Annotated in this window: 23 protein-coding genes; 8 read left to right on the forward strand and 15 right to left on the reverse strand. The window is 68.1% G+C overall.

Features of this window, described 5'->3' with window-relative positions; all coding sequences use genetic code 11:
* Positions 1 to 219: 219 nt before the first annotated feature.
* Positions 220 to 1,023 carry an undecaprenyl-diphosphate phosphatase gene (locus ACN0RJ_RS12940; protein ID WP_417724508.1) on the forward strand — a complete coding sequence of 268 codons (804 nt, stop codon included), beginning with the start codon at positions 220 to 222 and terminating at the stop codon, positions 1,021 to 1,023.
* A gap of 247 nt (positions 1,024 to 1,270) precedes the next feature.
* On the opposite strand, the gene rlmH is transcribed toward ACN0RJ_RS12940, so the two are convergent.
* The 6 genes from rlmH to ACN0RJ_RS12970 all read right to left on the reverse strand — a co-directional run bounded on the left by rlmH (position 1,271) and on the right by ACN0RJ_RS12970 (position 6,765).
* Positions 1,271 to 1,741: a 23S rRNA (pseudouridine(1915)-N(3))-methyltransferase RlmH gene (gene rlmH / locus ACN0RJ_RS12945; RefSeq protein WP_417724509.1), complete on the reverse strand. Its 471-nt coding sequence runs from the start codon at positions 1,739 to 1,741 to the stop codon at positions 1,271 to 1,273.
* Between the two features lie 9 nt (positions 1,742 to 1,750).
* On the reverse strand, positions 1,751 to 2,128 hold the full coding sequence (gene rsfS / locus ACN0RJ_RS12950) for a ribosome silencing factor (RefSeq protein WP_417722446.1): 378 nt from the start codon (positions 2,126 to 2,128) through the stop codon (positions 1,751 to 1,753).
* A gap of 240 nt (positions 2,129 to 2,368) precedes the next feature.
* Complete coding sequence (locus ACN0RJ_RS12955) at positions 2,369 to 4,702, reverse strand: aldehyde dehydrogenase family protein (RefSeq protein ID WP_417724510.1); 2,334 nt, start codon at positions 4,700 to 4,702, stop codon at positions 2,369 to 2,371.
* Positions 4,699 to 5,028: a hypothetical protein gene (locus ACN0RJ_RS12960; RefSeq protein ID WP_417724511.1), complete on the reverse strand. Its 330-nt coding sequence runs from the start codon at positions 5,026 to 5,028 to the stop codon at positions 4,699 to 4,701. The genes ACN0RJ_RS12955 and ACN0RJ_RS12960 overlap by 4 nt, the downstream gene beginning before the upstream one ends.
* Positions 5,015 to 6,010, reverse strand: a complete 996-nt coding sequence (gene deoC / locus ACN0RJ_RS12965) for a deoxyribose-phosphate aldolase (protein ID WP_417722443.1) — start codon at positions 6,008 to 6,010, stop codon at positions 5,015 to 5,017. Before deoC ends, ACN0RJ_RS12960 begins: the two co-directional genes overlap by 14 nt.
* Positions 6,011 to 6,075: 65 nt before the next feature.
* Positions 6,076 to 6,765 carry a putative nucleotide-diphospho-sugar transferase gene (locus tag ACN0RJ_RS12970; protein ID WP_417722442.1) on the reverse strand — a complete coding sequence of 230 codons (690 nt, stop codon included), beginning with the start codon at positions 6,763 to 6,765 and terminating at the stop codon, positions 6,076 to 6,078.
* A gap of 181 nt (positions 6,766 to 6,946) precedes the next feature.
* Between ACN0RJ_RS12970 and ACN0RJ_RS12975 the strand changes: the two genes are divergently transcribed.
* Entirely contained in the window at positions 6,947 to 9,928 is a 2,982-nt protein-coding gene (locus ACN0RJ_RS12975) for an error-prone DNA polymerase (protein ID WP_417722441.1), read from the forward strand.
* 248 nt (positions 9,929 to 10,176) lie between these two features.
* Positions 10,177 to 10,521: an antibiotic biosynthesis monooxygenase family protein gene (locus tag ACN0RJ_RS12980; RefSeq protein WP_417722440.1), complete on the forward strand. Its 345-nt coding sequence runs from the start codon at positions 10,177 to 10,179 to the stop codon at positions 10,519 to 10,521.
* 66 nt (positions 10,522 to 10,587) lie between these two features.
* On the opposite strand, the gene ACN0RJ_RS12985 is transcribed toward ACN0RJ_RS12980, so the two are convergent.
* The 9 genes from ACN0RJ_RS12985 to ACN0RJ_RS13025 all read right to left on the reverse strand — a co-directional run bounded on the left by ACN0RJ_RS12985 (position 10,588) and on the right by ACN0RJ_RS13025 (position 19,390).
* Positions 10,588 to 11,772: an aromatic amino acid transaminase gene (locus ACN0RJ_RS12985; protein WP_417724512.1), complete on the reverse strand. Its 1,185-nt coding sequence runs from the start codon at positions 11,770 to 11,772 to the stop codon at positions 10,588 to 10,590.
* Entirely contained in the window at positions 11,772 to 12,629 is an 858-nt protein-coding gene (gene sseA, locus ACN0RJ_RS12990; protein WP_417724513.1) for a 3-mercaptopyruvate sulfurtransferase, read from the reverse strand. Before sseA ends, ACN0RJ_RS12985 begins: the two co-directional genes overlap by 1 nt.
* A 79-nt stretch (positions 12,630 to 12,708) precedes the next feature.
* Complete coding sequence (locus ACN0RJ_RS12995; protein ID WP_417722437.1) at positions 12,709 to 12,894, reverse strand: hypothetical protein; 186 nt, start codon at positions 12,892 to 12,894, stop codon at positions 12,709 to 12,711.
* A 150-nt stretch (positions 12,895 to 13,044) separates the two neighbouring features.
* Positions 13,045 to 13,518 (reverse strand): SsrA-binding protein SmpB, encoded by a 474-nt coding sequence (gene smpB / locus ACN0RJ_RS13000; RefSeq protein WP_417722436.1) that lies wholly within the window; start codon positions 13,516 to 13,518, stop codon positions 13,045 to 13,047.
* A 54-nt stretch (positions 13,519 to 13,572) separates the two neighbouring features.
* Positions 13,573 to 16,371, reverse strand: coding sequence for a DNA polymerase I (polA, locus tag ACN0RJ_RS13005; protein ID WP_417724514.1), 2,799 nt, complete (start codon positions 16,369 to 16,371; stop codon positions 13,573 to 13,575).
* A 79-nt stretch (positions 16,372 to 16,450) separates the two neighbouring features.
* Positions 16,451 to 17,365: a DMT family transporter gene (locus ACN0RJ_RS13010; RefSeq protein WP_417722434.1), complete on the reverse strand. Its 915-nt coding sequence runs from the start codon at positions 17,363 to 17,365 to the stop codon at positions 16,451 to 16,453.
* Between the two features lie 85 nt (positions 17,366 to 17,450).
* Positions 17,451 to 17,828 carry a hypothetical protein gene (locus ACN0RJ_RS13015; RefSeq protein ID WP_417722433.1) on the reverse strand — a complete coding sequence of 126 codons (378 nt, stop codon included), beginning with the start codon at positions 17,826 to 17,828 and terminating at the stop codon, positions 17,451 to 17,453.
* Between the two features lie 12 nt (positions 17,829 to 17,840).
* Positions 17,841 to 18,617, reverse strand: coding sequence for a DUF6478 family protein (locus ACN0RJ_RS13020; protein ID WP_417722432.1), 777 nt, complete (start codon positions 18,615 to 18,617; stop codon positions 17,841 to 17,843).
* A gap of 86 nt (positions 18,618 to 18,703) precedes the next feature.
* Positions 18,704 to 19,390 (reverse strand): dihydroxy-acid dehydratase, encoded by a 687-nt coding sequence (locus ACN0RJ_RS13025; protein ID WP_417724515.1) that lies wholly within the window; start codon positions 19,388 to 19,390, stop codon positions 18,704 to 18,706.
* A 278-nt stretch (positions 19,391 to 19,668) separates the two neighbouring features.
* Between ACN0RJ_RS13025 and ACN0RJ_RS13030 the strand changes: the two genes are divergently transcribed.
* The 5 genes from ACN0RJ_RS13030 to ACN0RJ_RS13050 all read left to right on the forward strand — a co-directional run bounded on the left by ACN0RJ_RS13030 (position 19,669) and on the right by ACN0RJ_RS13050 (position 24,163).
* Positions 19,669 to 20,556, forward strand: coding sequence for a CPBP family intramembrane glutamic endopeptidase (locus ACN0RJ_RS13030; RefSeq protein ID WP_417722430.1), 888 nt, complete (start codon positions 19,669 to 19,671; stop codon positions 20,554 to 20,556).
* Between the two features lie 84 nt (positions 20,557 to 20,640).
* The gene (gene accD / locus ACN0RJ_RS13035) at positions 20,641 to 21,552 is read left to right on the forward strand and encodes an acetyl-CoA carboxylase, carboxyltransferase subunit beta (RefSeq protein WP_417722429.1); all 912 of its coding nucleotides are present in this window, start codon (positions 20,641 to 20,643) and stop codon (positions 21,550 to 21,552) included.
* Entirely contained in the window at positions 21,549 to 22,826 is a 1,278-nt protein-coding gene (locus ACN0RJ_RS13040; protein WP_417724516.1) for a bifunctional folylpolyglutamate synthase/dihydrofolate synthase, read from the forward strand. Before accD ends, ACN0RJ_RS13040 begins: the two co-directional genes overlap by 4 nt.
* A gap of 130 nt (positions 22,827 to 22,956) precedes the next feature.
* On the forward strand, positions 22,957 to 23,538 hold the full coding sequence (locus tag ACN0RJ_RS13045) for a rhodanese-like domain-containing protein (protein WP_417724517.1): 582 nt from the start codon (positions 22,957 to 22,959) through the stop codon (positions 23,536 to 23,538).
* A gap of 31 nt (positions 23,539 to 23,569) precedes the next feature.
* Positions 23,570 to 24,163, forward strand: coding sequence for a LysM peptidoglycan-binding domain-containing protein (locus tag ACN0RJ_RS13050; RefSeq protein WP_417724518.1), 594 nt, complete (start codon positions 23,570 to 23,572; stop codon positions 24,161 to 24,163).
* Positions 24,164 to 24,242: the final 79 nt, after the last annotated feature.

A 24,242-nucleotide genomic window follows, 5' to 3' on the forward strand; every position in this document is an offset into this window, starting at 1 on the left:
TTTTCTCCAAGAGTGCCTTCGGTCGAGGTTCCTTACGGGAAGTGAAAACAAAATAAAAGTCACAAAGACTGACCTATAATGACCTTTTTTCCGCGCCGATTCGAAAAATGTCCCGAAAATCCCCGAAATTGAGGATCAATGCGGACCTAATATCCCCTTTCCCTCTGAAAAATATGAGGTTATGCCTACGGCGACACGCGCTGTTGGAGACCGCCCGTCATGCCCCTCACACAACTCATGATACTCGCGCTGATCCAGGGTATCACGGAATTTTTGCCCATTTCGTCATCCGGGCACCTGATACTGCTGCCGAATCTGGCAGGAATGCAGGATCAGGGGCAGGTGATCGACATTGCCGTGCATATCGGCACGCTGGCGGCGGTCGTGCTCTACTTCTGGTCCGACGTGAAGGAAGCGGCGATCGGAACCCTCCGCCTGCTGCGCGGCAGGATCGACACGCCCGGCGCCTTCCTCGCCCTCTGCCTGCTGGTCGCGACCCTGCCGGTCATCATCGTCGGGCTCGCGATGAAACTGACCGGGGTGGACGAGATGCTCCGCTCCGTCGCGGTGATCGGCTGGACCATGCTCATCTTCGGCATCGTGCTCTGGTGGGCCGACCAGAAGGGCCCGGAGATCCGCAACGAGTCGGATTGGGGCGTCAGGGATGCGCTGATCCTCGGGCTCTGGCAGGCGGTCGCGCTCATCCCGGGAACCTCGCGTTCCGGCATCACCATCACGGGGGCGCGGGCGCTGGGGTACAACCGCCACGACGCGGCGAAGCTGTCCATGCTGATGTCCATTCCGACCATCGCCGCCTCCGGCATCCTGCTGGGGGCCGAGGTCATCTCGACCGCCGATGCCGCCGCCGCGAAGGACGGTGCGATCGCCGCTGCCATGTCCTTTGTCGCGGCGCTGGTCGCGCTCACGCTGATGATGCGCCTGCTGCGTTCGGTCAGTTTCACGCCCTATGTCATCTATCGCGTGATCCTGGGGATCGCCCTGCTGGTCTACGCCTATTCCTGAGCGCCGGGAAAAGGGAGCGGCCCCGGAGGTTGGGGAACTCTCCGGGGCCTTCTGCCGGGACCCGCTTTGGCGATGAAAGCCTGAAGGGGACAGGACGGGGACCGACAGCACGCACGTCGTGGTCTGGCAGCAGGACGGCGCGATGATTTGCAGCTAAGTGATAACGATTCCAATTGGCAATCGGCCGAAAGTGACGCACGCGGAAACCCGCTTGCGGTTCGTACCTCCGGGCGAAATCCCGCCGAGATCACACGCGATGGTAGGGGCTTCCCGCCAGGATCGACGCGGCGCGGTAGATCTGCTCGCACAGCATGACCCGCGCCAGCATGTGCGGCCAGACCATCTGTCCGAGCGACAGGGTCAGATCGGCGGCTTCGCGCAGATCCGGCGACACGCCGTCCGCGCCGCCGATGACAAAGGCCGCATCCCCCGCCCCGTCATCCCGCCACCGGGCAAGGTGCTGCGCGAAGTCGGGAGAGGACATGAGCCGCCCGCGTTCGTCCAGCACGCACAGCCGTGCGCCTGCGGGAAGGGCACGGCGCAGCAGATCCGCCTCGGCGGCCATGCCGCCGCCCTTGCGGTCCTCGACCTCGTGCACCGCCACCGGCCCGAGGCCGAGGGCCCGGCCGGTCCGGTCGAACCGCTTGAGATAATCGTCGATCAGGGCGCGTTCGGGGCCCGCCCGAAGGCGACCCACGACGCAGAGATGTACCCGCATGGGGGCCGTTCAGGTCGACGCGCGCTTGTTGGCGTCGCGGCCCATCGGCATCCACATCTTTTCGAGTTGGTAGAACTCCCGGACTTCGGGGCGGAAGACATGGACGATCACGTCGCCCGCGTCGATCAGCACCCAGTCGCCGGTGTCCTGACCTTCGGTCTTGGACAGGATCCCCAGATCGTGCTTGAGATCCTCGGCCAGTTTCTCGGCGATTGCCGCGACCTGGCGGGACGAACGGCCGGAACAGATCACCATGTAATCGCACACGGCGGTCTTGCCGCGCAGATCGATCTGCACGACCTCTTCGGCCTTCATGTCGTCGAGGGATTTGAGGGCGGCGGCCAGAATTTGCTCGCTCGTGACCTCGGGTCGGGTCAGCCCGGTCATGGGCATCCCCGGTTCAGCGGCAGCCGCCGCATTGGCAGTAACTGACAGGACATTGTCCTCCTTCGTGTCGAACGCCGAAAGCCACCCCGGCGCCGGGCGTATGCCGAATATAGCATCGGAAGTCCGAAATCTCAATGACAGCGGGCCGCAGGTGCCTGCCGATCCCCCGCTCTGCCCGGATAAGCACCTGTTTGTAAATGCGCGACGTCGCGAATTTTCGACGAAAATTCCCGGACCCGCTCAGGCGCCCCAGGGAATCCACACCGTCCGGACCTCGGTCGCGGCCTCGACAAAGGCGCGGGCCTCGCCCTCCGGCCCCATCCAGTCCCGGGCCCGGCCGTGGTTGACCCAGGTCCGCTTGAGGTTGCCCGCGGCGCCCGCCTCGATGACCCGCGACAGGTTGGTCGAGGAAAAGCTCCAGACCGCCTCGACGTCCATGTGGGCCGCCAGCACGGGCGCAAGTTCGCCGTGCGGGCCGGTCAGGATGTTGACCACGCCGCCCGGAACGTCCGAGGTATCGAGCACCTGGTAGAACTCCGTCGCCGCGAGCGGGAAGGGTTCCGACGCCACCAGCACCACGCGGTTGCCCATCGCGATCGCCGGCGCCATGACCGAGATCAGACCCAGCAGCGGCGCCTCGTCCGGGCACAGCACGCCGATCACCCCGCAGGGTTCGCGCATGACCAGCGCCGCGCCGCGCATCGGCGCCTGCGCGATGCGGCCGTCGACCTTGTCGGCCAGCGCCGCCGCGGTGAACAGCCGGTCGACCGATGCCTCGACCTCGGCCCTGCCGTCGCTGCGCCCGGTCATCCGGTCGAGCGCGCCGGCAAAGCCGTCTGAGCGGGCAGAGAGGGTCTCGGCGATGTAGTAGAGCACCTGCGCGCGGTTGTGGGCGCTGGCCGAGGACCAGGCCGACGCCCCGCGCGCCGCTTCCACGGCGTTGCGCAGGTCCTTGCGGTTGGCGACGGGCGCCTGACCGATCAGCCGCCCCTCGGCGTCGAAGACGTTGCGGGAATAGCCGCCGTCGGGCCGCGCCTGCTTGCCGCCGATGTAGAGCTTGGCGGTGCGGTCGACCGGCTGCGGCGCGGCCTCCTCGCCGGAGAAGGCCTCGACCCTTGCCAACGGCGCCGTGGTCCGCACCGCGCGGGTGTAGGCGGCAAGCCCCTCCCGGCCGCCTTCGCGACCGAAGCCGCTTTCGCGCACCCCGCCGAAGGGGGCGGAGGCGTCGAACATGTTGCTGCCGTTGATCCAGACCACGCCCGCCGCCAGTTTCGGCGCGACGTCGAGCGCGGTGTTGATGTTCTCGGACCAGATCGAGGCGGCCAGCCCGTAGCGCGTGTCATTGGCCAGCATCACCGCTTCGGACGGGGTCCGGAAGGTCGTGCTGACCAGCACCGGGCCGAAGATCTCGTCCTGCATCAGGGGCGCGGCCGAGGACAGTCCGGTGATCAGCGTCGGCGGGTAGAAACACCCCTCGGGCACCGCCCCCGCCTGGTGGATCTCGCCACCGGAGGCCGAAACCATGGCGGCGATGCGGTCGCGCTGGACCGGATCGACGATGGCGCCGACGTCGATGCACTTGTCGAGCGGATCGCCGACGCGCAGACCGGCCATCCGGGTCTTCAGCCGCGCATGAAAGAGATCCGACACGCTCTCCTGCACCAGCAGGCGCGACCCGGCGCAGCAGACCTGCCCGCCGTTGAACCAGATCGCGTCGACCAGCCCTTCGACCGCGCTGTCGAGATCGGCATCCTCGAAGACGATGTAGGGGGATTTCCCGCCCAGCTCCAGCGTGAGGGCCTTGCCGCTGCCCGCCGTCGCCTCGCGGATCCTGCGGCCCACCTCGGTCGAGCCGGTGAAGGCGATCTTGTCCACCTTCGCCGCGACGACCATCTCGCCGACGGCCCCGTCCCCGGTGACGATGTTCACGACCCCGGCGGGCAGCCCGGCCTGTCGGCAGATGTCCGCAAAGAGCAGCGCGGTGAGCGAGGTCCACTCGGCGGGTTTCAGGACCACGGTGTTACCGGCCGCCAGGGCGGGCGCGACCTTCCACGCCAGCATCAGCAGCGGGAAGTTCCACGGGATGACCTGTCCGCAGACACCCATGGCCTCGCGCCCGGGCTGATCGGTCTCCATCAACTGGGCCAGCCCGGCGTGGTGGTAGAAATGGCGCTGCGCCAGCGGGATGTCGATGTCCCGCGCCTCGCGGATCGGCTTGCCGTTGTCGAGCGTTTCCAGCACCGCGAACAGCCGCGCATGTTTCTGCAAAAGCCGCGCCAGCGCGTAGAGGAATCGCGCGCGCCCCCTGCCGCCGAGCGCCTCCCATCCCGGCTGTGCGGCCCTCGCCGCCGCGACCGCCGCATCGACCTCGACCTGCGAGGCCTGCGTCACCTCCGCCAGCACCTCGCCCGTCGCGGGGTTGCGCGTCTCGAAGACCTCGCCCGGTTCGGTGAAGGCCCCGTCGATGAAGCAGCCGAAGCGCGATCCCTGATCGACGATCCACGCCAGCGCATCCGCCGCGCTCTCGGGGGCGGGGCCGTAGTCCATGGTCTCGAAGATTTGCTTGATGGTCACGAAACGCCTCCCTGGCCGAATGTCTGAACAGTCGCGATGGCGAAGACCACCGCCAACCAGAGAAAGACCAATCCCCAAAGCAGGCGGCTGACCCTTTTCAACTGCCTGTACCGCTCCGCGTAGCCGCGAAGCCCCTCTGGCTGACGCGCCTCCGGTGGCGGCAGATAGTAAGGCTCCGGCCCGACAAGACGCCGCATGTCGCCCGGCAAGGCCGCGACCGCCTCACCGAGTTGACGAAGACGCCAGCGCCGCGCCAGTACGGCCGATACCAGCAGCGCGATCAGAAAGCCCAGGTTCGCGAATTCCCAGATGTCACCCCACGGCATGCCGCCACCCCGCAGAGTAGGCCCCGGTCACGTGATGCTCCAACTGCCGCTCGATGTCGCCCAGCAGCGACGAGGCGCCGAAGCGGAACAGGTCGGGCCGCAACCAGCGGTCGCCCAGCTCTTCCTTGACCATCGCCAGATAGACCAGCGCGTCCTTCGCCTTGGAAATCCCCCCGGCGGGCTTGTAGCCGACGCGATAGCCGGTCACCTGGAAATACTCCCGGATCGCCCGCATCATCACGAGGCTCACCGGCAGCGTCGCGTTGACCGATTCCTTGCCGGTCGAGGTCTTGATGAAATCCGCCCCCGCCATCATGCAGACCAGCGAGGCGCGCGCCACGTTCTGCAGGGTGCCCAGTTCGCCCGTGGCCAGGATCGCCTTCACATGCGCATCGCCGCAGGCGGCGCGAAAGGTCCGCATCTCCTCGTAGAGTCCTTCCCAGTCGCCGGTCAGCACCAGCCGCCGCGAGATCACGATGTCGATCTCGCGGGCCCCGGCCTTGACGCTCTGGCCGATCTCGGCGACCCGCAGCGGGAACGGCGACAGCCCGGCGGGAAAGCCGGTCGAAACCGCGGCCACCGGGATGCCGCTGCCCTTCAGCGCCGCCACGGCAGGTTCGATCATGTCGTGGTAGACGCAGACCGCGCCCGTGGTCAGCCCCTCGAGTCCCAGCGCCTCCAGCAGGTCCGCCCGTACCGGCTGACGCGCCTTGGCACAAAGCCGCGCGACCCGCCCCGGCGTGTCGTCCCCGGCAAGGGTGGTCAGGTCGATGCAGGAAATCGCCCGCGCCAGCCAGGCCGCCTGGAAGTCCTTCTTGACGGTTCTCCGCCCCGGCAGCGTGCTCGCCCGCCGTTCGATGGCCGAGCGGTTCGCACGGGCGCGCAGCACCCGGTCCATGTCGAGCGGCATGCCGGGATTGCGGGCCTCGTGGACCTGGGGCAGATGCGTGAGTGCCGCGCTGGGGGCTTTTGTCTGGGCCATGACTGTCGTCCTCCGGTCCTGCAGGGTGGCACGTCCCCGATGCCGGGACAAGGCGGGGCGCAGCGTCAGCGGATGCGGTCGGACAGCCAGCGCAGCAGCGGGTTCTTCTGCGGGCGCAGCAGTTCCAGGTGCAGAATCCGCGCCTTCGGCTGGTCCGACCAGAGCAGCTCCGAGGCCTCGAACACCCGCTTGTTGAACTGCTGCGGCAGGACGTGAAAGGCGATGCCCGAGCGCCAGAGCACCTCGCGGAACGACGGCTGGTCGATTCCCATGCCCGAGGCGGCAAAGGTCTCGGCCCAGTCGCGGAAAAAGGCCAGCACCCCGGGGGTCTTGCGGTAGAGCAGAACGCCGGTGTTGATCTCGGGAAAGGTCTCCGGCAGATCCAGCGCGATCTTCTTCTGGTGGCGCGGCCGGTGCCACAGCACGACCTGCGCGCCGCACATCTCGTATTTCTTCAGCAGGTCGAACATCGTGCCCAGGTCCGCCCGCACGATGGTGTCGTTGTCGAGAAACAGCGTCTCGTCGAAGGGGCTGTTGCCGAGCACGTTCACCTTGGGCCGTTTCAGACCCTCGGGAATGTGGAACGCCCGGTCGAACCCGGAAACGTCGTCGCCTTCCTTGCACCAGATCGCCGTCCCGAAACCGGGATTCGTCCGCGCCACGCTCGCGGCCGAACGCCGGGCCACGTCCACGTGGTCCCGCCCCCATGCGACATAGACCACTCCCCGAGTCGGTGCGCCCGTTCCGTCTTTCATGCAACCTCCGCAAGCTGCCCCGGACATAGGCGCTGCGGAATGGCCTGTAAATGCGGCCCCGGCGTCTTCTTGCGGCCGGCATGCCCGCGGCGACGGCATCGCCGGGCCGGTATCCGCACATTTCGTGCAGAAGACGACACGGGGACTCCCAATCGGAACAAAAAGGGAACATACTGACTCCATGTTTGCAGAACTCTCGATCACCTCCAACTTCACCTTCCTCCACGGGGCCTCCCACCCCGAGGAATACATGGAGCGCGCGGCGGAGCTGGGCCTCGCCGCGATCGCCATCGCCGACGAGAACAGCGTCGCCGGCATCGTCCGGGCCCATACCCGGATGACCGAGATCGCGCGCCAGATCGCCGAACACCGGGCCGAGGCCTGCGGCCCCCCCGCCCCGGCGCACCTGCCCGAGCCGCCGCGCGCAGCCGTGGCCCGGACCGTGCCGCGCCTGATCCCCGCCGCGCGGCTGGTCCTGGAGAACGGGTTCGAGATCACCGCCCTCGCCGCCACCCGCCAGGGCTGGGCCCGGCTCTGCCGCCTGCTCTCCACCGGTCGGCTGCGCGCCGAAAAGGGCGCCTGCCATCTCCGCCTCGACGACCTGCTGGAGGGGGCGGACGGCCTCCGGATGATCCTGCAGCCACAGGCACCGGGCTCTCCGGGCGGCGCGGGTGCCTGGGTGTCACAGGCGGAACGGCTGGCGCGCCGCTTCCCCGGGCAATGCCACCTCGCGCTGACCCCCGCCTACGACGGCCAGGACGAGACGCGCTTCGACCGGCTCGCCGCCCTCGCCCGGCACCTGGAGCTGCCCACCATCGCCACCGCGCGGCCCCGGATGCACCATGGCGGCCGCCGCCGCCTCGCCGATGTCCTCAGCGCCATCCGGGCCGGCTGCCGCGTCGCCGACCTCGGCCGCGCAGCCCTGGCCAATGCCGAGCAGCGCCTGCGCTCCGAGGAGGACCTGCGCCTCGTTCTCGGCCCGCACGAGGCCGCCGTCGACCGCGCCGCGGCCCTGGCCGAGGACTGCCGGTTCGACCTCGCATCGCTGCGCTACGAATACCCCTCCGAGGTCAGCGGCGGCGAAACCCCCGGCGACCGCCTCGCGCGCCTCGCGCGGGAAGGCCTCGCATGGCGCTATCCGCAGGGCGCGCCGGAGCATGTCGAAACCCTGCTGGCCCACGAACTCGCCCTCATCGCCAAGCTCGGTTACGAGCCCTATTTCCTCACCGTCCGCGACATCGTCACCTTCGCCCGATCCCGCGGCATCCTCTGCCAGGGCCGCGGCTCGGCGGCCAATTCCGTCACCTGCTTCTGCCTCGGCGTCACCTCCGTCTCCCCCGAGATCGGCACCATGGTCTTCGAACGCTTCGTCTCCGAAGCGCGGGACGAACCGCCCGACATCGACGTGGATTTCGAACACCAGCGGCGCGAGGAGGTGATCCAGCACATCTACCGGACCTACGGCCGCCACCGCGCCGGGCTCTGCGCCACGGTCATCCATTACCGCGGCAAGCGCGCCCTGCGCGAGGTCGGCCGCGCCATGGGGCTGACCGAGGACACCGTCGGCGCCCTCGCCTCCCAGATCTGGGGCTACGGCGGCGGCGACATCCCCGCCGCCCGCCTGCGCGAGATCGGTCTCGACCCGGAGGATCGGGAGCTTGTCCTCGCCCTGCAGATGGTCTCGGAAATCCAGGGCTTTCCCCGCCACCTGTCGCAGCATGTCGGCGGCTTCATCATCACCGAGGGGCGGCTCGACGAACTCGTCCCCATCGAGAACGCCACGATGGAGGATCGCACGGTGATCTGCTGGGACAAGGACGACATCGACGCCCTCGGCATCCTCAAGGTCGACGTGCTGGCGCTGGGAATGCTCACCTGCCTGCGCCAGGCCTTCGATCTGATGACCCGCCACCTCGGGCAGTCCCACGATCTCGCCAGCCTCCCGCAGGAGGACCCGCGCGTCTACGACATGCTCTGCGAAGCCGACACGATCGGCGTCTTCCAGGTGGAAAGCCGCGCCCAGATGAACTTCCTGCCCCGGATGAAGCCGCGCTGCTTCTACGACCTCGTGATCGAGGTCGCGATCATCCGCCCCGGCCCGATCCAGGGCGACATGGTCCACCCCTACATCCGCCGCCGCAACGGCGAGGAAACCGTGCAGTTCCCCTCGGACGCGCTCGGCCGGGTGCTCGGCAAGACGCTCGGCGTGCCGCTGTTCCAGGAACAGGCGATGCAGATCGCCATCACCGGCGCGGGCTTCACCCCCGAGGAGGCCGACCGCCTGCGCCGCTCCCTCGCCACCTTCAAGAAACACGGCAACGTCAGCGAATTCCGCGACCGCTTCCTGCGCGGCATGGCGTCGAACGGCTACGCCCGCGACTTTGCCGAGCGCTGCTTCTCCCAGATCGAGGGCTTCGGCTCCTACGGCTTCCCCGAAAGCCACGCGGCCAGCTTCGCGCTGCTGGTCTATGCCTCGGCCTGGATCAAGCGCCACCACCCCGGCATCTTCGCCTGCGCCCTGCTGAACGCCCAGCCGATGGGCTTCTACGCCCCCGCCCAGATCCTGCGCGACGCCCGCGCCCACGGCGTGATCGTCCGCCCGCCCTGCATCAACGCCAGCGACTGGGACAACACGATGGAACCGGATGACGAGGGCAACCTCGTACTCCGCCTCGGCTTTCGCCAGATCCGCGGCATGACCGAAGAAGACGCCGCCTGGCTCACCCGCGCGCGCAACAACGGCTACCGCTCCGTGCGCGACGTCTGGCGCCGCGCGGGCCTGAAACCCGACATCCTCATCCGACTCGCCGAGGCCGACGCCTTTGCTCCGCTGGACATCTCCCGCCGCGCGGCGCTGTGGGAGGCAAAGGGCCTCGGCGCCCCCGACCCCCTGCCGCTGTTCGGCTGGGACACCGACGGTACCCTGCAACCCGAGCCCGCCGCACAACTGCCCCCGATGACGGAGGGCGAGGAGATCGTCGAGGATTTCATCGCCATGCGCCTGACCCTGCGCCGCCATCCCGTCGCGCTCCTGCGCCACCGCCTGAGCCCGTCTCCGCGGCCGAAGGGGGCGCTGCCCCCGTCCGCTCGCGCGGACTCCCCCGGGATATTTTCGGCCAGAAGAAACCTGCATGGCCCGCTGGAAGCCCGCGCCTGCGGCTGACCTTTCCGGCCGAAGAGGCTCCGAAGACACGCCGGATTACGGAGGTCGTCTCCCCTGCCGCTTCTTCTGGCCGAAAATATCCCCGCCGGAGGCAAAGCGACATCGCAACCCGCGAAACGCCGGGCAGGCGCGTCGGACCGACACGCGCGCCGAGCCGAAAGGCGAGACGAAAAGCGCGGGCCGCAGGGCCCGCACCACTTGGAAACGGCCGCGGCAGGGGGCAGGATGCGCGCAGGAGGAACCAGCCCGTGATCGCCATCATCTTCGAAGTCATCCCCGCCGAGGGACAAAAGGACGCCTATCTCGACATCGCCGCCTCGCTGCGGCCGATGGTGGAGGAGGTGGAGGGATTCCTCTCCGTCGAGCGCTTCCGGAGCCTCACCAACCCCGAGAAACTGCTCTCGATCAGCTTCTTCGAGGACGAGGCGGCGGTGGAGCGCTGGCGTCGGCTGGCGGCCCACCGGGGCGCGCAATCCGCCGGGCGGAACGGGGTCTTTGCGGACTACAGGCTCAAGGTCTGCCAGGTCCTGCGCGACTACGGCATGACCGACCGTGCCGAAGCGCCGGCCGACAGCCTGGAGACGCATGGCTGAGACGGCGAAAGGGGCCCCGCGGGGCCCCGCCGTTCATCCGATCGCGGCGAACGCCTTGCGGCGGCGTCAGATCCCGACCTTGACGATGGCCTCGGCCAGGATCGGCACAGTGGTCGCGTTGAGACCGGCGATGTTCAGGCGGGAATCCCCGACCATGTAGATGCCGTGATCGCGGCGCAGCGCCTCGACCTGTTCCGGGCTGGCACCGAGGCGCGAGAACATGCCCCGATGCTGCGCGATGAACCCGAAACGGTCCGAGCCGGAAAGTCGCCGCAGTTCCGATGCCAGTTGCTCGCGCAGGCCGAGCATGGAATTGCGCACGTCCTCGAGTTCGGCCGCCCAGTCCGCCCGCAGGTCCGGATCGTTCAGCACCATCGTCACCAGCCGCGCGCCGTGATCCGGCGGGAAGGAATAGTTCTGCCGGTTGAGATAGTTCAGCGTCCCCTGGTTCAGCGTCCGGCGCGAGGCATCCCGTGCCACCGCCATCAGCAGCCCGGTCCGCTCTCGGTAGATGCCGAAGTTCTTGGAGCAGGAGGCCGCGATCAGGCATTCCGGCATCTGCGACGCCACCAGCCGCACCCCCGCCGCATCCTCTTCGAGGCCGTCGCCGAAGCCCTGGTAGGCAATGTCGATCATCGGCACGGCCTCCTGCTTCAGCAGCAGGTCGACCACCGCCTGCCACTGGGCGAGGTTCAGGTTGGCCCCGGTCGGGTTGTGGCAGCAGCCGTGCAGCAGGACGACGTCGCCGGGCATCGCCTGGTGCAGGTCGGCGATCATGCCCGCGAAATCCACCGCGCGCGTCTCGCCGTCGAAATAACGGTAGGGGACGACCTCCATCCCCATGTGCTTGAGGATCGAGAGGTGGTTCGGCCAGGTCGGATCGGACACGAAGACCCGCGCCCCCGGGTTTGCCACGCGGATCATGTCGAAGGCCTGGCGCACGGCACCGGTGCCGCCCGGCGTCGCGGCGGCGGCGACATTGGCGCGCGGCACCGCATCGCCCAGCACCATCGCGACCATCGCATCGGCAAAACCCGGATCCCCGGCAAGCCCGGTGTAGGACTTCGTCGTCTCGGTTTCCCAGAGCGTCTTTTCGGCCGCCTTGATCGCGCGCATCACCGGGGTGTTGCCGTCGGCATCCTTGTAGACCCCGACCCCGAGGTCGATCTTGTCGGTGCGCGGGTCTTCGCGGAAGGCCTGCATCAGCATCAGGATCTTGTCGGCGGGTTGCTCTTTGAAGGACTCGAACATCAGTTGTCTCCGGTCGCGACGGGCAGGGTGGGGAATTGCCCCCACTCGCTCCAGGACCCGTCATAGAGGGAATGGTCGACCTTGCCCATGCGGGTCAGGGCCAGATTCAGGATCGCCGCCGTCACGCCCGATCCGCAGGAGGTGATGACCGGCTTGGACAGATCCACGCCCGCGTCCTCGAAGACGCCGCGCAGGGCCTCCGGCGCCTTCATGGTGCCGTTCTCTTCCAACAACGTGGAGAAGGGAACGTTCCGCGATCCCGGAATATGTCCTGCCCGAAGGCCCGGCCGTGGCTCGGGCGCATCGCCGCGGAACCGGCTCGCGGCGCGGGCATCGACGATCTCGGTGTCCTTCAGCTTGGCTGCGGAGGAGACCTGCGTCACGTCCTTCACCATCTGGTTCTGGCGACGCACCGTCATGTGGCGGTCGCGGATCACGGGCGGCATGTCCTCGATCTCGCGACCCTCGGCCTGCCATTTCGGAAACCCGCCGTCGAGCACGGCGACATCGTCCTGGCCCATCAGCTTGAACAGCCACCAGACGCGCGCGGCCGAGAACAGGCCGGAGCCGTCGTAGACCACCACCTGATGACCGTCGCCCACCCCCAGCGCACGCATCCGCGACATGAACTTTTCGACCGGCGGCACCATGTGCGGCAGGTCCGAGCGCTGGTCGCTCACGTCGTCGATGTCGAAGAACCGCGCGCCGGGGATGTGGGCGGATTCATATTCCGCCTGCGCATCGCGATCCGAGCCGGGCAGATACCAGCTCGCATCCAGGATGCGCAGATCGGGGTCCTTGATGTGCCGGGCGAGCCATTCGGTCGACACCAGCGTTTTGGGATCGTCTAGGGCCATGCGCCACTCCCGGTCGGTCAGGGTCGGCCAGTCTCTAGTCCCGACAGGCCGTCGTGACAAGCGCTTCGGAGGTCGCGGCCTATTCCGTGGCGGGATCCGCGAACAGCGCCACCAGCCCGAGGCCGAGCGCCCCGCCGAGCGCGCCGCCGGTCACGGGCAGCAGCCAGACCGCGTCGGAGGTTCCCGCAAAGGTCCCCGCAATCAGCCCGCCGAGGCCGCCGGAGACACCGCCACTCAGGGCATTCACGAGCTTGCCCTGATCCATCCGCGATGCAAGAACGCCAGCGGTCAGAGCTGCGATTGCGCCGGATAGCATACCAAAAAACACGTCGACACCCCCAAGAGCAGATCCGCGCGAAATGGCGCGGGAATAAAAGCCCAAGCGTGCGTGGTCCGGTGGCATCGGAGGCGCGCCTCAGCCGCGTTCCTTCAACAGGCGCGCCTTCTGGCGATTCCAATCACGTTTGGCTTCCGTCTCCCGCTTATCTACGGTCTTCTTGCCTTTTGCGATTCCCACCTTGAGCTTCGCGATTCCCTTGTGGTTGAAATACAACACCAGTGGCACGATTGTCATACCCTTGCGCTGGGTATCGTTCCAGAGCCGCGCCAGTTCCTTGCGCGACACCAGCAACTTGCGCCGGCGCCTCTCCTCGTGGGGGAACATCGCGCGGTTGTAGGGGGCGATATAGGAGTTCACCAGCCACAGTTCGCCGTTTTCCACCGCCGCGTAACTTTCGGCGACATTGGCGGAGTTCTCGCGCAGGGATTTCACCTCGGACCCGGTGAGCATGACGCCGCATTCGATGTCGTCCTCGATCGCGTAGTCGTACCGCGCCCGCCGGTTTTCGGCGATCACCTTGTAGTTCGGGTCTGATTTCTTGTCTGCCATGGTGCGCAGATAGTGCCTGCAAAGGCGTCTGTCCATCCGGGACGGACGCGGGTTTCAGTGCGCCTCGGCCCAGTTCCTGCCCTGCCCGGCATCCACCACCAGCGGCACGTCGAGCTTTACCACCGGCTCGGCCGCGCCCTCCATCACGTCGCGGGCGGCGGCGATGAGGTCGGCCTCGGCGCCTTCCTCGACCTCGAACAGCAGTTCGTCGTGGACCTGGAGCAGCATCTTCGCGGGCATGCCCTCGATCGCAGCGGGCATGCGGATCATCGCGCGCCGGATGATATCCGCCGCCGTGCCCTGGATCGGCGCGTTGATCGCGGCGCGGCGGGCGAACCCGGCATGGGGTCCGCGGGCGTTGATCTCGGGCGTGTGAATGACCCGGCCGAACAGCGTCTCGACACGGTTGTGTTCCTTGGCAAAGGCGATGGTGTCGTCCATGTAGGCGCGGATGCCGGGGAAGCGCTCGAAATAGCGGTCGATGAAGGCCTGCGCCTCGCCACGCGGAATGCGCAGGTTGCGCGCAAGGCCGAAGCCGGAAATCCCGTAGATCACCCCGAAGTTGATGGCCTTGGCGCGGCGGCGGATGTCGGGGGTCATCTCCTCCATCGGCACGCCGAACATCTCCGAGGCGGTCATCGCATGGATGTCCTGCCCGTCGCGGAAGGCCTGCTTCAGCGCGTCGATATCGGCCATGTGCGCGAGGATGCGCAGTTCGATCTGGCTGTAGTCGAGCGAGACCAGCACCTTGCCTTCTGGCGCGACGAAGGCTTCGCGGATGCGCCGCCCCTCTTCGCTGCGCACCGGGATGTTCTGCAGGTTGGGATCGGTCGAGGCGAGCCGCCCGGTGTTGGCCCCGGCAATGGAATAGGAGGTATGGACCCGCCCGGTCTCCTTGTTGATGTGTTCCTGAAGCGCATCGGTGTAGGTGCTCTTCAGCTTGGAAAGCTGGCGCCAGTCCAGCACCCGGCCCGGCAGGTCGTGTTCGGTCGCGAGGTCCTCGAGCACGTCGGCAGGCGTGGAGTACTTGCCGTTCTTGCCCTTCTTGCCGCCTTCGAGGCCCATCTGCTCGAACAGGATCTCGCCCAACTGCGCCGGGCTGCCGACATTGAACTTGCCGCCCGCAAGCTCGTGGATCTCGTCCTCGAGCTGGGCCATCTTCTGCGAAAAGGCGTTGGACATGCGCGAGAGCGTGTCGCGGTCGACCTGGATGCCGTCCATCTCCATCCGTGCCAGCACCGGCACCAGCGGGCGCTCCAGCCCCTCGTAGACGCGGGTGACCTTCGCGGCGTGAAGCTGCGGCTTGAACAGCTGCCAGAGGCGCAGGGTGATGTCGGCATCCTCGGCGGCATATTTCACCGCCTCGGCCAGCGGCACCTTGTCGAAGGTGATCTGGCCCTTGCCGCTGCCCAGAAGATCCTTGATCGGGATCGGCGCGTGCGACAGATAGCGTTCGGCCAGCGTGTCCATGCCGTGATTGTGCAGGCCGGAATACATCGCGTAGGACATCAGCATGGTGTCGTCGATGGGCGCGACCGCGACACCGTAGCGGCGGAACACCTTGGCATCGTATTTCATGTTCTGCCCGATCTTCATCACCGCCGGGTCTTCCAGCAGCGGCTTCAACGCCGCCAGCGCCGCGTCGAGCCCCATCTGCCCCTCGGCCAGATCGTCGGAGCCGAACAGGTCGTCCGTCGCCTGCGCGCGATGCGCCAGCGGGATGTAGCAGGCGCGGCCCGGCTCGACGCAGAGCGATATGCCCACCAGGTCGCAGGTCATCTCGTTCAGGCCCGTGGTTTCGGTGTCGACGGCGACCCAGCCGCGCTCGCGGGCCTGCGCGATCCAGCTGTCGAGCGCGGCGGCATCCGACACGCATTCGTAGGCATCGTGATCGAAGGGCAGCGCCTCCGGGGCGGCGGGGGCATCGGCCTCGGCGGGCTTCTCGGGAATGACCGGGGCTTCGGCCCCCAGCGCATCGGCGACGCGGCGCGACAGGGTGCGGAACTCCATCTCGGACAGGAAGCCGAGCAGCGTCTCCGGATCGGGGTCGCGCAGGTCGAGGTCGTCCAGCGTGAAATCGAGCGGCGTGTCGCAATCGAGCTGCACGAGCTTCTTGGAGAGCTCGATCTGCGCGCGCTTCTCGATCAGCGTCTCGCGGCGCTTGGGCTGCTTGATCTCGCCCGCGCGGTCCAGCAATTCTTCGAGCGAGCCGAATTCGTTGATGAGCAGGGCGGCGGTCTTGATCCCGATGCCCGGCGCGCCGGGCACGTTGTCGACGCTGTCGCCCGCCAGCGCCTGCACGTCGACCACGCGATCCGGGAACACGCCGAATTTCTCGAACACGCCGTCGCGGTCGATGCGCTTGTTCTTCATCGCGTCGAACATCTCGACCCCGTCGCCGACAAGCTGCATCAGGTCCTTGTCGGAGCTGACGATCGTCACCCGCGCGCCGAGTTCGCGGGCCTGGCACGACAGGGTGGCGATGATGTCGTCGGCCTCGTAGCCCTCGATCTCCTTGCAGGCGATGTTGAACGCCTCGGTGGCAGCGCGGGTGAGCGGGATCTGCGGGCGCAGATCCTCGGGCATCGCCTCGCGGTTGGCCTTGTAGAGATCGTACATGTCGTTGCGGAAGGTGTGCGAGCCCTTGTCGAAGATCACCGCGATATGGGTCGGGGCATCCGCGCCGTGATCCTTTCCGACATATTGCAGGAGCATGTTGCAGAAGCCCTGCACCGCGCCCACGGGCAGCCCGTCCGACTTGCGCGTCAGCGGCGGCAGCGCGTGGAAGGCGCGGAAGATGAAGGCGGATCCGTCGATCAGGTGCAGATGGCAGCCTTTGCCGAATGTGGACATGGTGCGGACTCCCTTGGCGCTACGTTCCCTGATGTGCCACGGCTTGGCCCCGGCTTCCAGTGCCACGGGGGGGCCGCGGTCATCCGTGCGGCGTCATCCTCGACCGCGCCGCGCTGCGTTTCACGCCGAGGTAGCGTTCGCGCAGGATGATCGCCACGCCCGAGGCGATGACCACGGCCGACCCGATCAGCATGGCGGGCGTCGGGATCTCGGCGAAGACCAGGTAGCCGATGAAGATGGCGAACAGGATCGAGGCATAGTCGAAGGGCGCCAGCAGGGCCGCCTCCGCCCCGCGATAGGCCGAGGTCAGGCAGATCTGCGCCACCCCGCCGATGAGGCCCGAGGCGATCAGCAGCGTCAGCGCCTCCGCATCGGGGATCACCCAGCCGAAGGGCAGCGTGAGCAGCGACAGCACCGTCGCCGTCAGCGAGAAATAGAACACGATGGCGGCGGTCTGCTCGGTCGCGACCATGCGTCGGATGTGGATCTGCACGATGGCCCGGAACACCGCCGAGGCCAGGATGAGGGCCGCCCCGAGCATCGCAGCCTTGTCCACGTTGTCGAGCGTCAGGCGCGGCCAGAGCACGATCATCACCCCCAGCAGGCCGACGGCGACGGCGGTCAGGCGGAAGGCGCGCACCCGTTCCCCGAGGAACAGCGCCGCGAACAGCACCGTGAGCGGCGGCGCGGCGTAGCTGAGCGCGGTGACTTCCGGCAGCGGCAGCAGGCCCAGCGCGGCAAAGTTGCAGCCCATGGCCGAGACCCCGACGATGCCCCGCAGGAAGTGCGCGGAGGGTTTCCTGACCCGAAGACCGGAGGGCAGTTCGCCGCGCCAGAGCAGCCAGATCACGATGATCGGCATTGCGAAGGCCGAGCGGAAGAAAACGGATTCGCCGGTCGGCACCTGGTCCGAGACCGCCTTGATCATCGCCGCCATGATGACGAACAGGATGACGGACAGCGTCTTGAGCGCAATGCCGCGCAGAGGGGTCATGAAAACTCCGGGCCGGGAACCGCGCCAACCTGCCCGGTATTGTCGACAGTTGCAATGCCGGGAGAGGCGGGTTTTCCGCGCCCCGTCACATGGTTTCGAGGCAGTGCCGGCGGAACGCCCGTTTCAGCATGTCGAGCTCGGCCCGCAGCAGCGCCATCTCGGCGCGGATGTCATCGCCCAGCGCCTCGCCCGCGATCAGGGTGAAACTGTCGAGCTTGGTGCCCGCCCCGGCATCGAGGATGAGAAAGGTCTGCACCCCGTCGCCCACCGCCTCGACCGGCACGGGAACCTCGACCGCCCAGCGCGCGGCGTCGCCCGCCTGGGTCACCGTCACCCCGCGCACCGGGGCGTCGTTCAGCGTGACCAGGATCTCGGGCGGGGCGGCGCCGCGGGCCTCGGCCACCAGCAGGCCTTCCCAGAGCCCCTCCCGGAACCGCGTCTTGGTCAGCGAATAGGCACTCATCGGCGCACTCCGTCAAAGTTCCGCCCGGGGGCGGCGGCTGAAGGTCAGATCCCGCAGGATCACCTGGTTCATCTCCGGCCCCTCGAAGATCAGGTCGAGCCACATCCGCTCCACCCGCTTTTCGTTGAGCCGGGTATAGGCAAGGTCGAACTCCACCCGGATCTCCTGCCCGTTCAGGGGCAGCTCCCGGACGATCTGCTCGGTGTTCGGGCCGTGCTTGATGTTGAGCCGCGCGAAGATTTCCAGCGGCTTTTCCATCTCCACGATGGTCTCGACCCGGATAAGGTGCTTGCGCTTCAGCCCGCGCGACGCCTCTTCCGGCAGGTCAACGGCCAGCGACAGGTAGGAGCCGTCGAACTTGAACACGTCCAGCCGCAGACCATAGGCCGCGAGGTCGGATTCCCGCAGGTTGCGCAGCTGGCGCAGGGTGATTTCCGAATGCGCGCAATCGTGGAACAGCGTGGCTTCGCTGCCCAACATGGATTTGGACTGCACCGAGGAGATTCCCGGCACCGCCAGCGGGCCGCACCACAGATCCGGGCGCCAGGCCCAATCCGCCTCGTGCGGGCGGGGAAAGGCCTGATTGCCTACGACCGGCAGGGCCAGACGGCCGTCCGCGACGAAGATCAGCTTGTCGATCCGCTGCTTCAGCTTGCGGGCGGCGGCGCGCTGCCGGCGCAGTCGCGGCAGCTCGGTCGTGTCGGCCTGCTGCGCCACGCGGCTCCACCGACGCACCGACGCCGCCATGAGAACCCTTTCGAGCCATGTATCGCTGTTGCCTGTTGCCATCCGCTCGCGGCCCTTCCCCGTCGGCGCATCTGCTCCTGCGCCGGTTCAGCCTGTGTTATGGCAAATCCCGCGCGGCGAATAAACGGTCAAAGAGCCTTGGCCGCCGCCGCACCGGGCGCCTTTGCCGCGGATGAGGCCCGCGCGGTCGTTTGCCCCGGCTTCGGACTGGCGGCCACGATGCGCGCCCGGACCCGCGCCAGCATCGCGTACCCGCCGTCTCCGGCGAGGTCCGACCCCTTCGGCGCATAGAGCGCCAGCCCCACCATGCGCCCGCCCAGCGCGAAGGTGGCCCTCCAGTAGCGCGGATCGCCACCGTCGAGCACCGCCGCGCCGCCGGCGCCGAGATGGGCAACCGACAGACCGTCCCGCAGACTGCCGCCGAGAAAGGCGCTTCCGGCTTCGGCGGCAAGGGTGGCAGGCTGCGGCAGCGCGGTCGGTCCCGGCTTGCCCACGGTGACGGTCAGCATCATCGGCTCGACGTAATAGCCCAGTTCGCCCCCGGAGAGGATCTGGCAGGAGGCGAGCATCGCGAAACTGCGCGCCGCGCCGCGCCCGAGGGTGACGGGGTCGACGCAATAGCCCTCGGGCCCCGCGACCACGACGGTGCCCCGCGCCAGCGCCGCCTGTTCCAGCGGGCGCGGCGCCTGACGTGCCGTGCCGCCCGGCAACAGCCCGGCCGAACGGGCCGACGCATCCCGGGGGCCGACCGTTTCGAGGCAGCCGGAAAGGACCAGGGCGGCCAGCAACAGGGCGAACCAGCGCAGTCGCGTCATGTCGCGGCATCCTCCGGAAGTTCCGACAATGTCTGGCGTCCTGTCTTCATCCTGATCCGGACTTAATCCAAGCCTTTCTGAGAGCACAAGAAAAAATGCACGCCCCAACCGGGCACCGCAGCCCGGCGCGGTTCGATCCGGGCCGCTTGCCGACAGGCAGGTTTGTGCCTGCCCGCTTGAAAGCCCGCGCGCGCGGGCTTACTCCCATCCATGGCGCCCGCGTTCCCCGCGGGCGGATCCGACCGGCGGCGACCCGCCCGAACGGAAACAGGAGAGTCATGAGCTACCGCGCCTTCACCCGGCTGACCGACGCGGCCCGACGGACGGAGCTCTGGCGCCTCGCTCTGGGCATTCTCGTCGTGGCGACGATCACCTACGGGCTGGGCCAGTCGCTCGTGGCGCTCGTCGCGCTAGGCATGGGCGACGAGGCGTTCCTCGGCTTTGCCCGCGACCTCATGGCCGGACAGACCCCCGCGAGCATGTGCGTGCTGCTGCTCTCGGTGGGGGCGCTGTCGGTCGGCACCGTCGTGACCGCCCAATTCGTGCACGGCCGCACCGCGCGGGGGCTGTTCGGCCCGTCCCGCCCGTTCCTGCATCAGTTCTTCCGGGTACTGCTGTTCGTCGGGGTGCTGCAGACCGTGCTCATTGCGCTGCCCTTCGCCCCCGCCGGGACCGAGCTGGAGCCCGGAATGCCGCTCGGCCGGTGGCTGGTCCTGCTGCCGCTGACCCTCTCGGCGCTGCTGATCCAGACCGGCAGCGAAGAGCTGTTCTTCCGCGGCTACCTGCAGTCCCAGCTCGCCGCGCGGCTGCCGTATCCGCTGGTCTGGCTGACCCTGCCCTCGGCGCTCTTCGCACTCGGCCATTTCGCGCCGTCGGTCTACGGCGGCAATGCCGTCTACGTCACGCTCTGGGCCTTCGCCTTCGGCGTGGCGGCGGCGGATCTCACCGCGCGGGCAGGCACGCTCGCCCCGGCGATCGCGCTGCATCTGGTGAACAATCTCGTGCCCGTGGCGCTTGTCGCGCCGCCGGGCAACATGTCGGGTCTGGCGCTGTACCTGCTGCCTTTCGATGTGACCGACGAGGCCGCCGTGCTGGCGATGCTGCCGTTCGATCTCATCGGCATCCTGCTGTGCTGGCTGGCGGCGCGGATCGCCATCCGGGCCTGATCCGCCCTCCCGGACAGGCGGATTGCATTTCCCCGGCGCGGGCCTTAAGTCAGCCGCACCCCGGAGCAGCCAGAGGGCCGCCAGATGAACTGGATCACCAATTACGTCCGCCCCAGGATCAACTCGATCTTCTCGCGCCGCGAGGTGCCCGAGAACCTGTGGACGAAGTGCGACAACTGCGGAACCATGCTGTTCCACCGCGAAGTCGCGGACAATCTCGGCGTCTGCACCAACTGCAGCCACCACATGAACATCACGCCCCGCGCACGCTTCATCGCGCTGTTCGACGGCGGCGTGTTCTCCGAGATCAAGGTCCCCGAACCGATCACCGACCCGCTGCAGTTCCGCGACCAGAAGCGCTATCCCGACCGCATGAAGGCCGCGCAGAAGGCCACCGGCGAGAAGGAGGCGATGCTCGTCGCCTCCGGCGAGATCGGCCGCACCCCCGTGGTCTGCGCCGCGCAGGATTTCAGCTTCATGGCCGGGTCCATGGGCATGTTCGTCGGCAATGCCATCATCAAGGCGGCGGAAGAGGCGGTACGCCTCAAGCGTCCGCTGATCCTGTTCTCCGCCGCCGGGGGCGCGCGCATGCAGGAAGGCATCCTGAGCCTGATGCAGATGCCCCGCACCACCGTCGCCGTGCAGATGCTGCGCGAGGCGGGCCTGCCCTATATCGTGGTGCTGACGCATCCGACCACGGGCGGAGTCACCGCCTCCTACGCAATGCTGGGCGACGTGCAGATCGCCGAACCCGGCGCGCTGATCTGCTTTGCCGGGCCTCGCGTGATCGAACAGACCATCCGCGAGAAGCTGCCCGAAGGCTTCCAGCGCGCGGAATACCTGCTGGAACACGGCATGCTCGACCGCGTGACCGACCGCCGGCAACTGCGGGACGAGCTTGTCACCATCATCCGGATGCTGATGGGCCTTCCCCCCGCCGTCACGGGCGACCTGCCGCCGCCCGAAGCCTTCGCCTCGCCACCTCCCGCCGAATGAGCGCCGCGCCTTCGTCCGATGTCATCCTGCAGCGGATGATGTCGCTCCACCCCAAGATCATCGACCTGACGCTGGACCGCGTGTGGCGCCTGCTCGCGGCGCTCGGGCACCCCGAACGCGATCTGCCGCCGGTGATCCACCTTGCCGGGACCAACGGCAAGGGCTCGACCCAGGCGATGATCCGGGCCGGGATGGAGGCCGAGGGCAAGCGCGTTCACGCCTATATCTCGCCCCACCTCGCCCGCTTCCACGAACGCATCCGCGTCGCGGGCGAGCTGATCTCCGAAGAGGCGCTCACCGCCGCGCTGGACGAATGCTGGGAGGCGAACCGGGGCGAGAGCATCACCTATTTCGAGATCACCACCTGCGCCGCCTTCCTGGCCTTCGCGCGGACCCCCGCCGATTTCACCCTGCTCGAAACCGGGTTGGGCGGACGGCTGGACGCGACCAATGTCGTCGACACTCCGGCACTGACCGTGCTGACGCCGATCTCGCTCGATCATCAGCAGTATCTCGGCGAGACGATTGCCGAAATCGCGGGCGAAAAAGCCGGCATCCTGAAACGCGGCGTGCCCTGCGTCGTCGGTCCGCAGCCCGAGGCCGCGCTTGACGTGATCGAGGCACGGGCCGCGCGGCTCGGCGCGCCGCTGCTCGCGCAGGGGCAGCACTGGCACGTGTCCGAAGAACACGGACGCATGGTCTACCAGGACGAAAGCGGTCTGCTCGACCTGCCCCGCCCGAACCTTCCCGGGGCGCACCAGGTCGACAACGCCGGGGCGGCGCTGGCCGCGCTGCGCAGGCTCGGCCTCGGCGAAGCGGCGTTCGAGGCGGCCGTGACCCGCGCCGACTGGCCGGCACGGATGCAGCGCCTGCGCCGAGGCCCGCTGACCGAGGCCGCGCCGGGGATCGAGCTATGGCTCGACGGCGGTCACAACCCCGCGGCGGGAGAGGCGCTGGCCCACCATCTCGGGACCCTGCCCGACCGGCCGACGCACCTGATCTGCGGCATGCTGAACACCAAGGACATTCGCGGCTACCTCGCGCCGCTGGCCGGGGTCGCCCGCAGCCTCACCGCCGTCTCCATCCCCGGCGAGGCGAACACCCTGCCCGCCGAAGAGACCGCCCGCGTCGCCGCCGCCGTCGGTCTTGCCGCGTCCGAGGCTCCGACCGTGCTGGCCGCGCTGACCCGGATCGCCGCGCAGGATCCCTCGGCCCGGGTGCTGATCTGCGGATCGCTCTATCTTGCCGGGGGCGTTTTGCGCGAAAATGGCTGAAGGGCCCCGCCGGAGGGTGGTTTTCCGTTGTGGGCTGCCCCCGGATATTGACTGATTCGCCCTCCCTCGCCTATATTTTGCGGCAACGAGAAACCGGCACCTCAAGGCCGGCTGGTGTGAGGACGAGCGGATGTTGCAGGGGTTTCGCCTGACAGGGCTGGCATTGTGCCTTGCCACGGCGCCCGCATGGGGCCTTGCCCAGCAAAGCCGCCTCACACCGGACCGCCCCGATTTCAGCGTCACTCTCAACGGAACGCCGGTGACCATTGCCCGCACGGGCGCGGCCTGTCCTCCCGCCTGCATCCAGCCGATGCAGGCCGCGTCAGGCATCGTCACGATCGGCGAGCTGGAGCTTCTGGATTTTCTCGATCTCTTCGTGTCGACGGGTTCCGGCTTGCTGGTCGACACGCGACGGCCCGAGGGGTACGGCGCCGAAACCCTGCCCGGCGCCGTCAATGTGCCCGCCGCGACACTGGCTCCGGGCAATCCCTACCGCGGCGATCTGCTCGAAGCCCTGGGCGCTCGGGGGCCGGATTTCAGCGGCGCCTATGACCTCGTCCTGTTTGCCGAAGGTCCGGATGCCTCCGCGGCGCCGGAGTCCCTGCGCAGCCTGGCAGAGGCCGGCTACCCCACCGAAAAGCTGAAGTATTATCGCGGCGGCCTGCGCGACTGGACGGCGCTCGGTCTCACCACCACGGCTGGCGCGCAATGAGCGCCGCAGCCGGATACGAGGGGGGCGCGGCATGATCCGCATGGTCCTGCTGGGTCTCGGCTTTGTCGCGGTGACGGTGGCGCTGATCGTGCTGCAGCCCGGCGTGCGCGCGCCCGCCCCGGCGGAGCTGCCCGACGCCGCCGTGACCCGCGCCGATCCCGCGATTGCGCCGCTGCCCGACCGCGGCGAAGACGACCGCATCCGCGCCATCCGGGAGGCGGTCCGCCTGCCGGAGCGCGCCCCCGCGCCCGCCGCGCGCCCGGTATCGGAATCCGCCGCGACGAACGACGAGGAATTGCGCCGGATGACCTGGGCGACCCTGTCGAACCTCAACTCCGCCACCGGGCGCGACCGCGCACCGGGCCAGCCCGGCAGCCTGCTGCACAGCATCGTGCAACGCTCGCTCGACGACGAGACGTCGCGCGCGGCGGGCATCGCACCCGCGACGCCGGGCGACGGCGCCCCGGTCTACGTGGTGAAGCAGGGCGACAGCCTCGTCAGCATCGCCGAGGCCATTTACGGCGACGTCAACATGACCGGCCCGCTGTTCGCGGCAAATCAGGCGATCCTGACCCGTCCGGACGATCTGCGCCCCGGCCAGGCCCTGACGCTGCCCGAACGCTGAGCAGAATCGCGCCGCAATTGGTTGTGACCATTTGGAAAGTCAATCATATTGGTAGATCCGAACACAATATGTTGACGGA

The sequence above is a fragment of the Salipiger sp. genome (genome assembly GCF_048261495.1).
Taxonomy (GTDB): domain Bacteria; phylum Pseudomonadota; class Alphaproteobacteria; order Rhodobacterales; family Rhodobacteraceae; genus Salipiger.

Coding starts and splice junctions, on each gene's coding strand:
- ACN0RJ_RS13025 (WP_417724515.1), bottom strand. CDS start 19,390: ATGACGCGACTGCGCTGGTTCGCCCTGTTGCTGGCCGCCCTGGTCCTT.
- ACN0RJ_RS13030 (WP_417722430.1), top strand. CDS start 19,669: ATGAGCTACCGCGCCTTCACCCGGCTGACCGACGCGGCCCGACGGACG.
- ACN0RJ_RS13045 (WP_417724517.1), top strand. CDS start 22,957: ATGTTGCAGGGGTTTCGCCTGACAGGGCTGGCATTGTGCCTTGCCACG.
- deoC (WP_417722443.1), bottom strand. CDS start 6,010: ATGGCCCAGACAAAAGCCCCCAGCGCGGCACTCACGCATCTGCCCCAG.
- sseA (WP_417724513.1), bottom strand. CDS start 12,629: ATGGCCCTAGACGATCCCAAAACGCTGGTGTCGACCGAATGGCTCGCC.
- polA (WP_417724514.1), bottom strand. CDS start 16,371: ATGTCCACATTCGGCAAAGGCTGCCATCTGCACCTGATCGACGGATCC.
- ACN0RJ_RS13010 (WP_417722434.1), bottom strand. CDS start 17,365: ATGACCCCTCTGCGCGGCATTGCGCTCAAGACGCTGTCCGTCATCCTG.
- rsfS (WP_417722446.1), bottom strand. CDS start 2,128: ATGACCGGGCTGACCCGACCCGAGGTCACGAGCGAGCAAATTCTGGCC.
- ACN0RJ_RS12985 (WP_417724512.1), bottom strand. CDS start 11,772: ATGTTCGAGTCCTTCAAAGAGCAACCCGCCGACAAGATCCTGATGCTG.
- ACN0RJ_RS12995 (WP_417722437.1), bottom strand. CDS start 12,894: ATGGATCAGGGCAAGCTCGTGAATGCCCTGAGTGGCGGTGTCTCCGGC.
- ACN0RJ_RS12960 (WP_417724511.1), bottom strand. CDS start 5,028: ATGCCGTGGGGTGACATCTGGGAATTCGCGAACCTGGGCTTTCTGATC.
- rlmH (WP_417724509.1), bottom strand. CDS start 1,741: ATGCGGGTACATCTCTGCGTCGTGGGTCGCCTTCGGGCGGGCCCCGAA.
- ACN0RJ_RS12970 (WP_417722442.1), bottom strand. CDS start 6,765: ATGAAAGACGGAACGGGCGCACCGACTCGGGGAGTGGTCTATGTCGCA.
- ACN0RJ_RS12975 (WP_417722441.1), top strand. CDS start 6,947: ATGTTTGCAGAACTCTCGATCACCTCCAACTTCACCTTCCTCCACGGG.
- ACN0RJ_RS13015 (WP_417722433.1), bottom strand. CDS start 17,828: ATGAGTGCCTATTCGCTGACCAAGACGCGGTTCCGGGAGGGGCTCTGG.
- ACN0RJ_RS13040 (WP_417724516.1), top strand. CDS start 21,549: ATGAGCGCCGCGCCTTCGTCCGATGTCATCCTGCAGCGGATGATGTCG.
- ACN0RJ_RS13020 (WP_417722432.1), bottom strand. CDS start 18,617: ATGGCAACAGGCAACAGCGATACATGGCTCGAAAGGGTTCTCATGGCG.
- ACN0RJ_RS12940 (WP_417724508.1), top strand. CDS start 220: ATGCCCCTCACACAACTCATGATACTCGCGCTGATCCAGGGTATCACG.
- smpB (WP_417722436.1), bottom strand. CDS start 13,518: ATGGCAGACAAGAAATCAGACCCGAACTACAAGGTGATCGCCGAAAAC.
- ACN0RJ_RS13050 (WP_417724518.1), top strand. CDS start 23,570: ATGATCCGCATGGTCCTGCTGGGTCTCGGCTTTGTCGCGGTGACGGTG.
- accD (WP_417722429.1), top strand. CDS start 20,641: ATGAACTGGATCACCAATTACGTCCGCCCCAGGATCAACTCGATCTTC.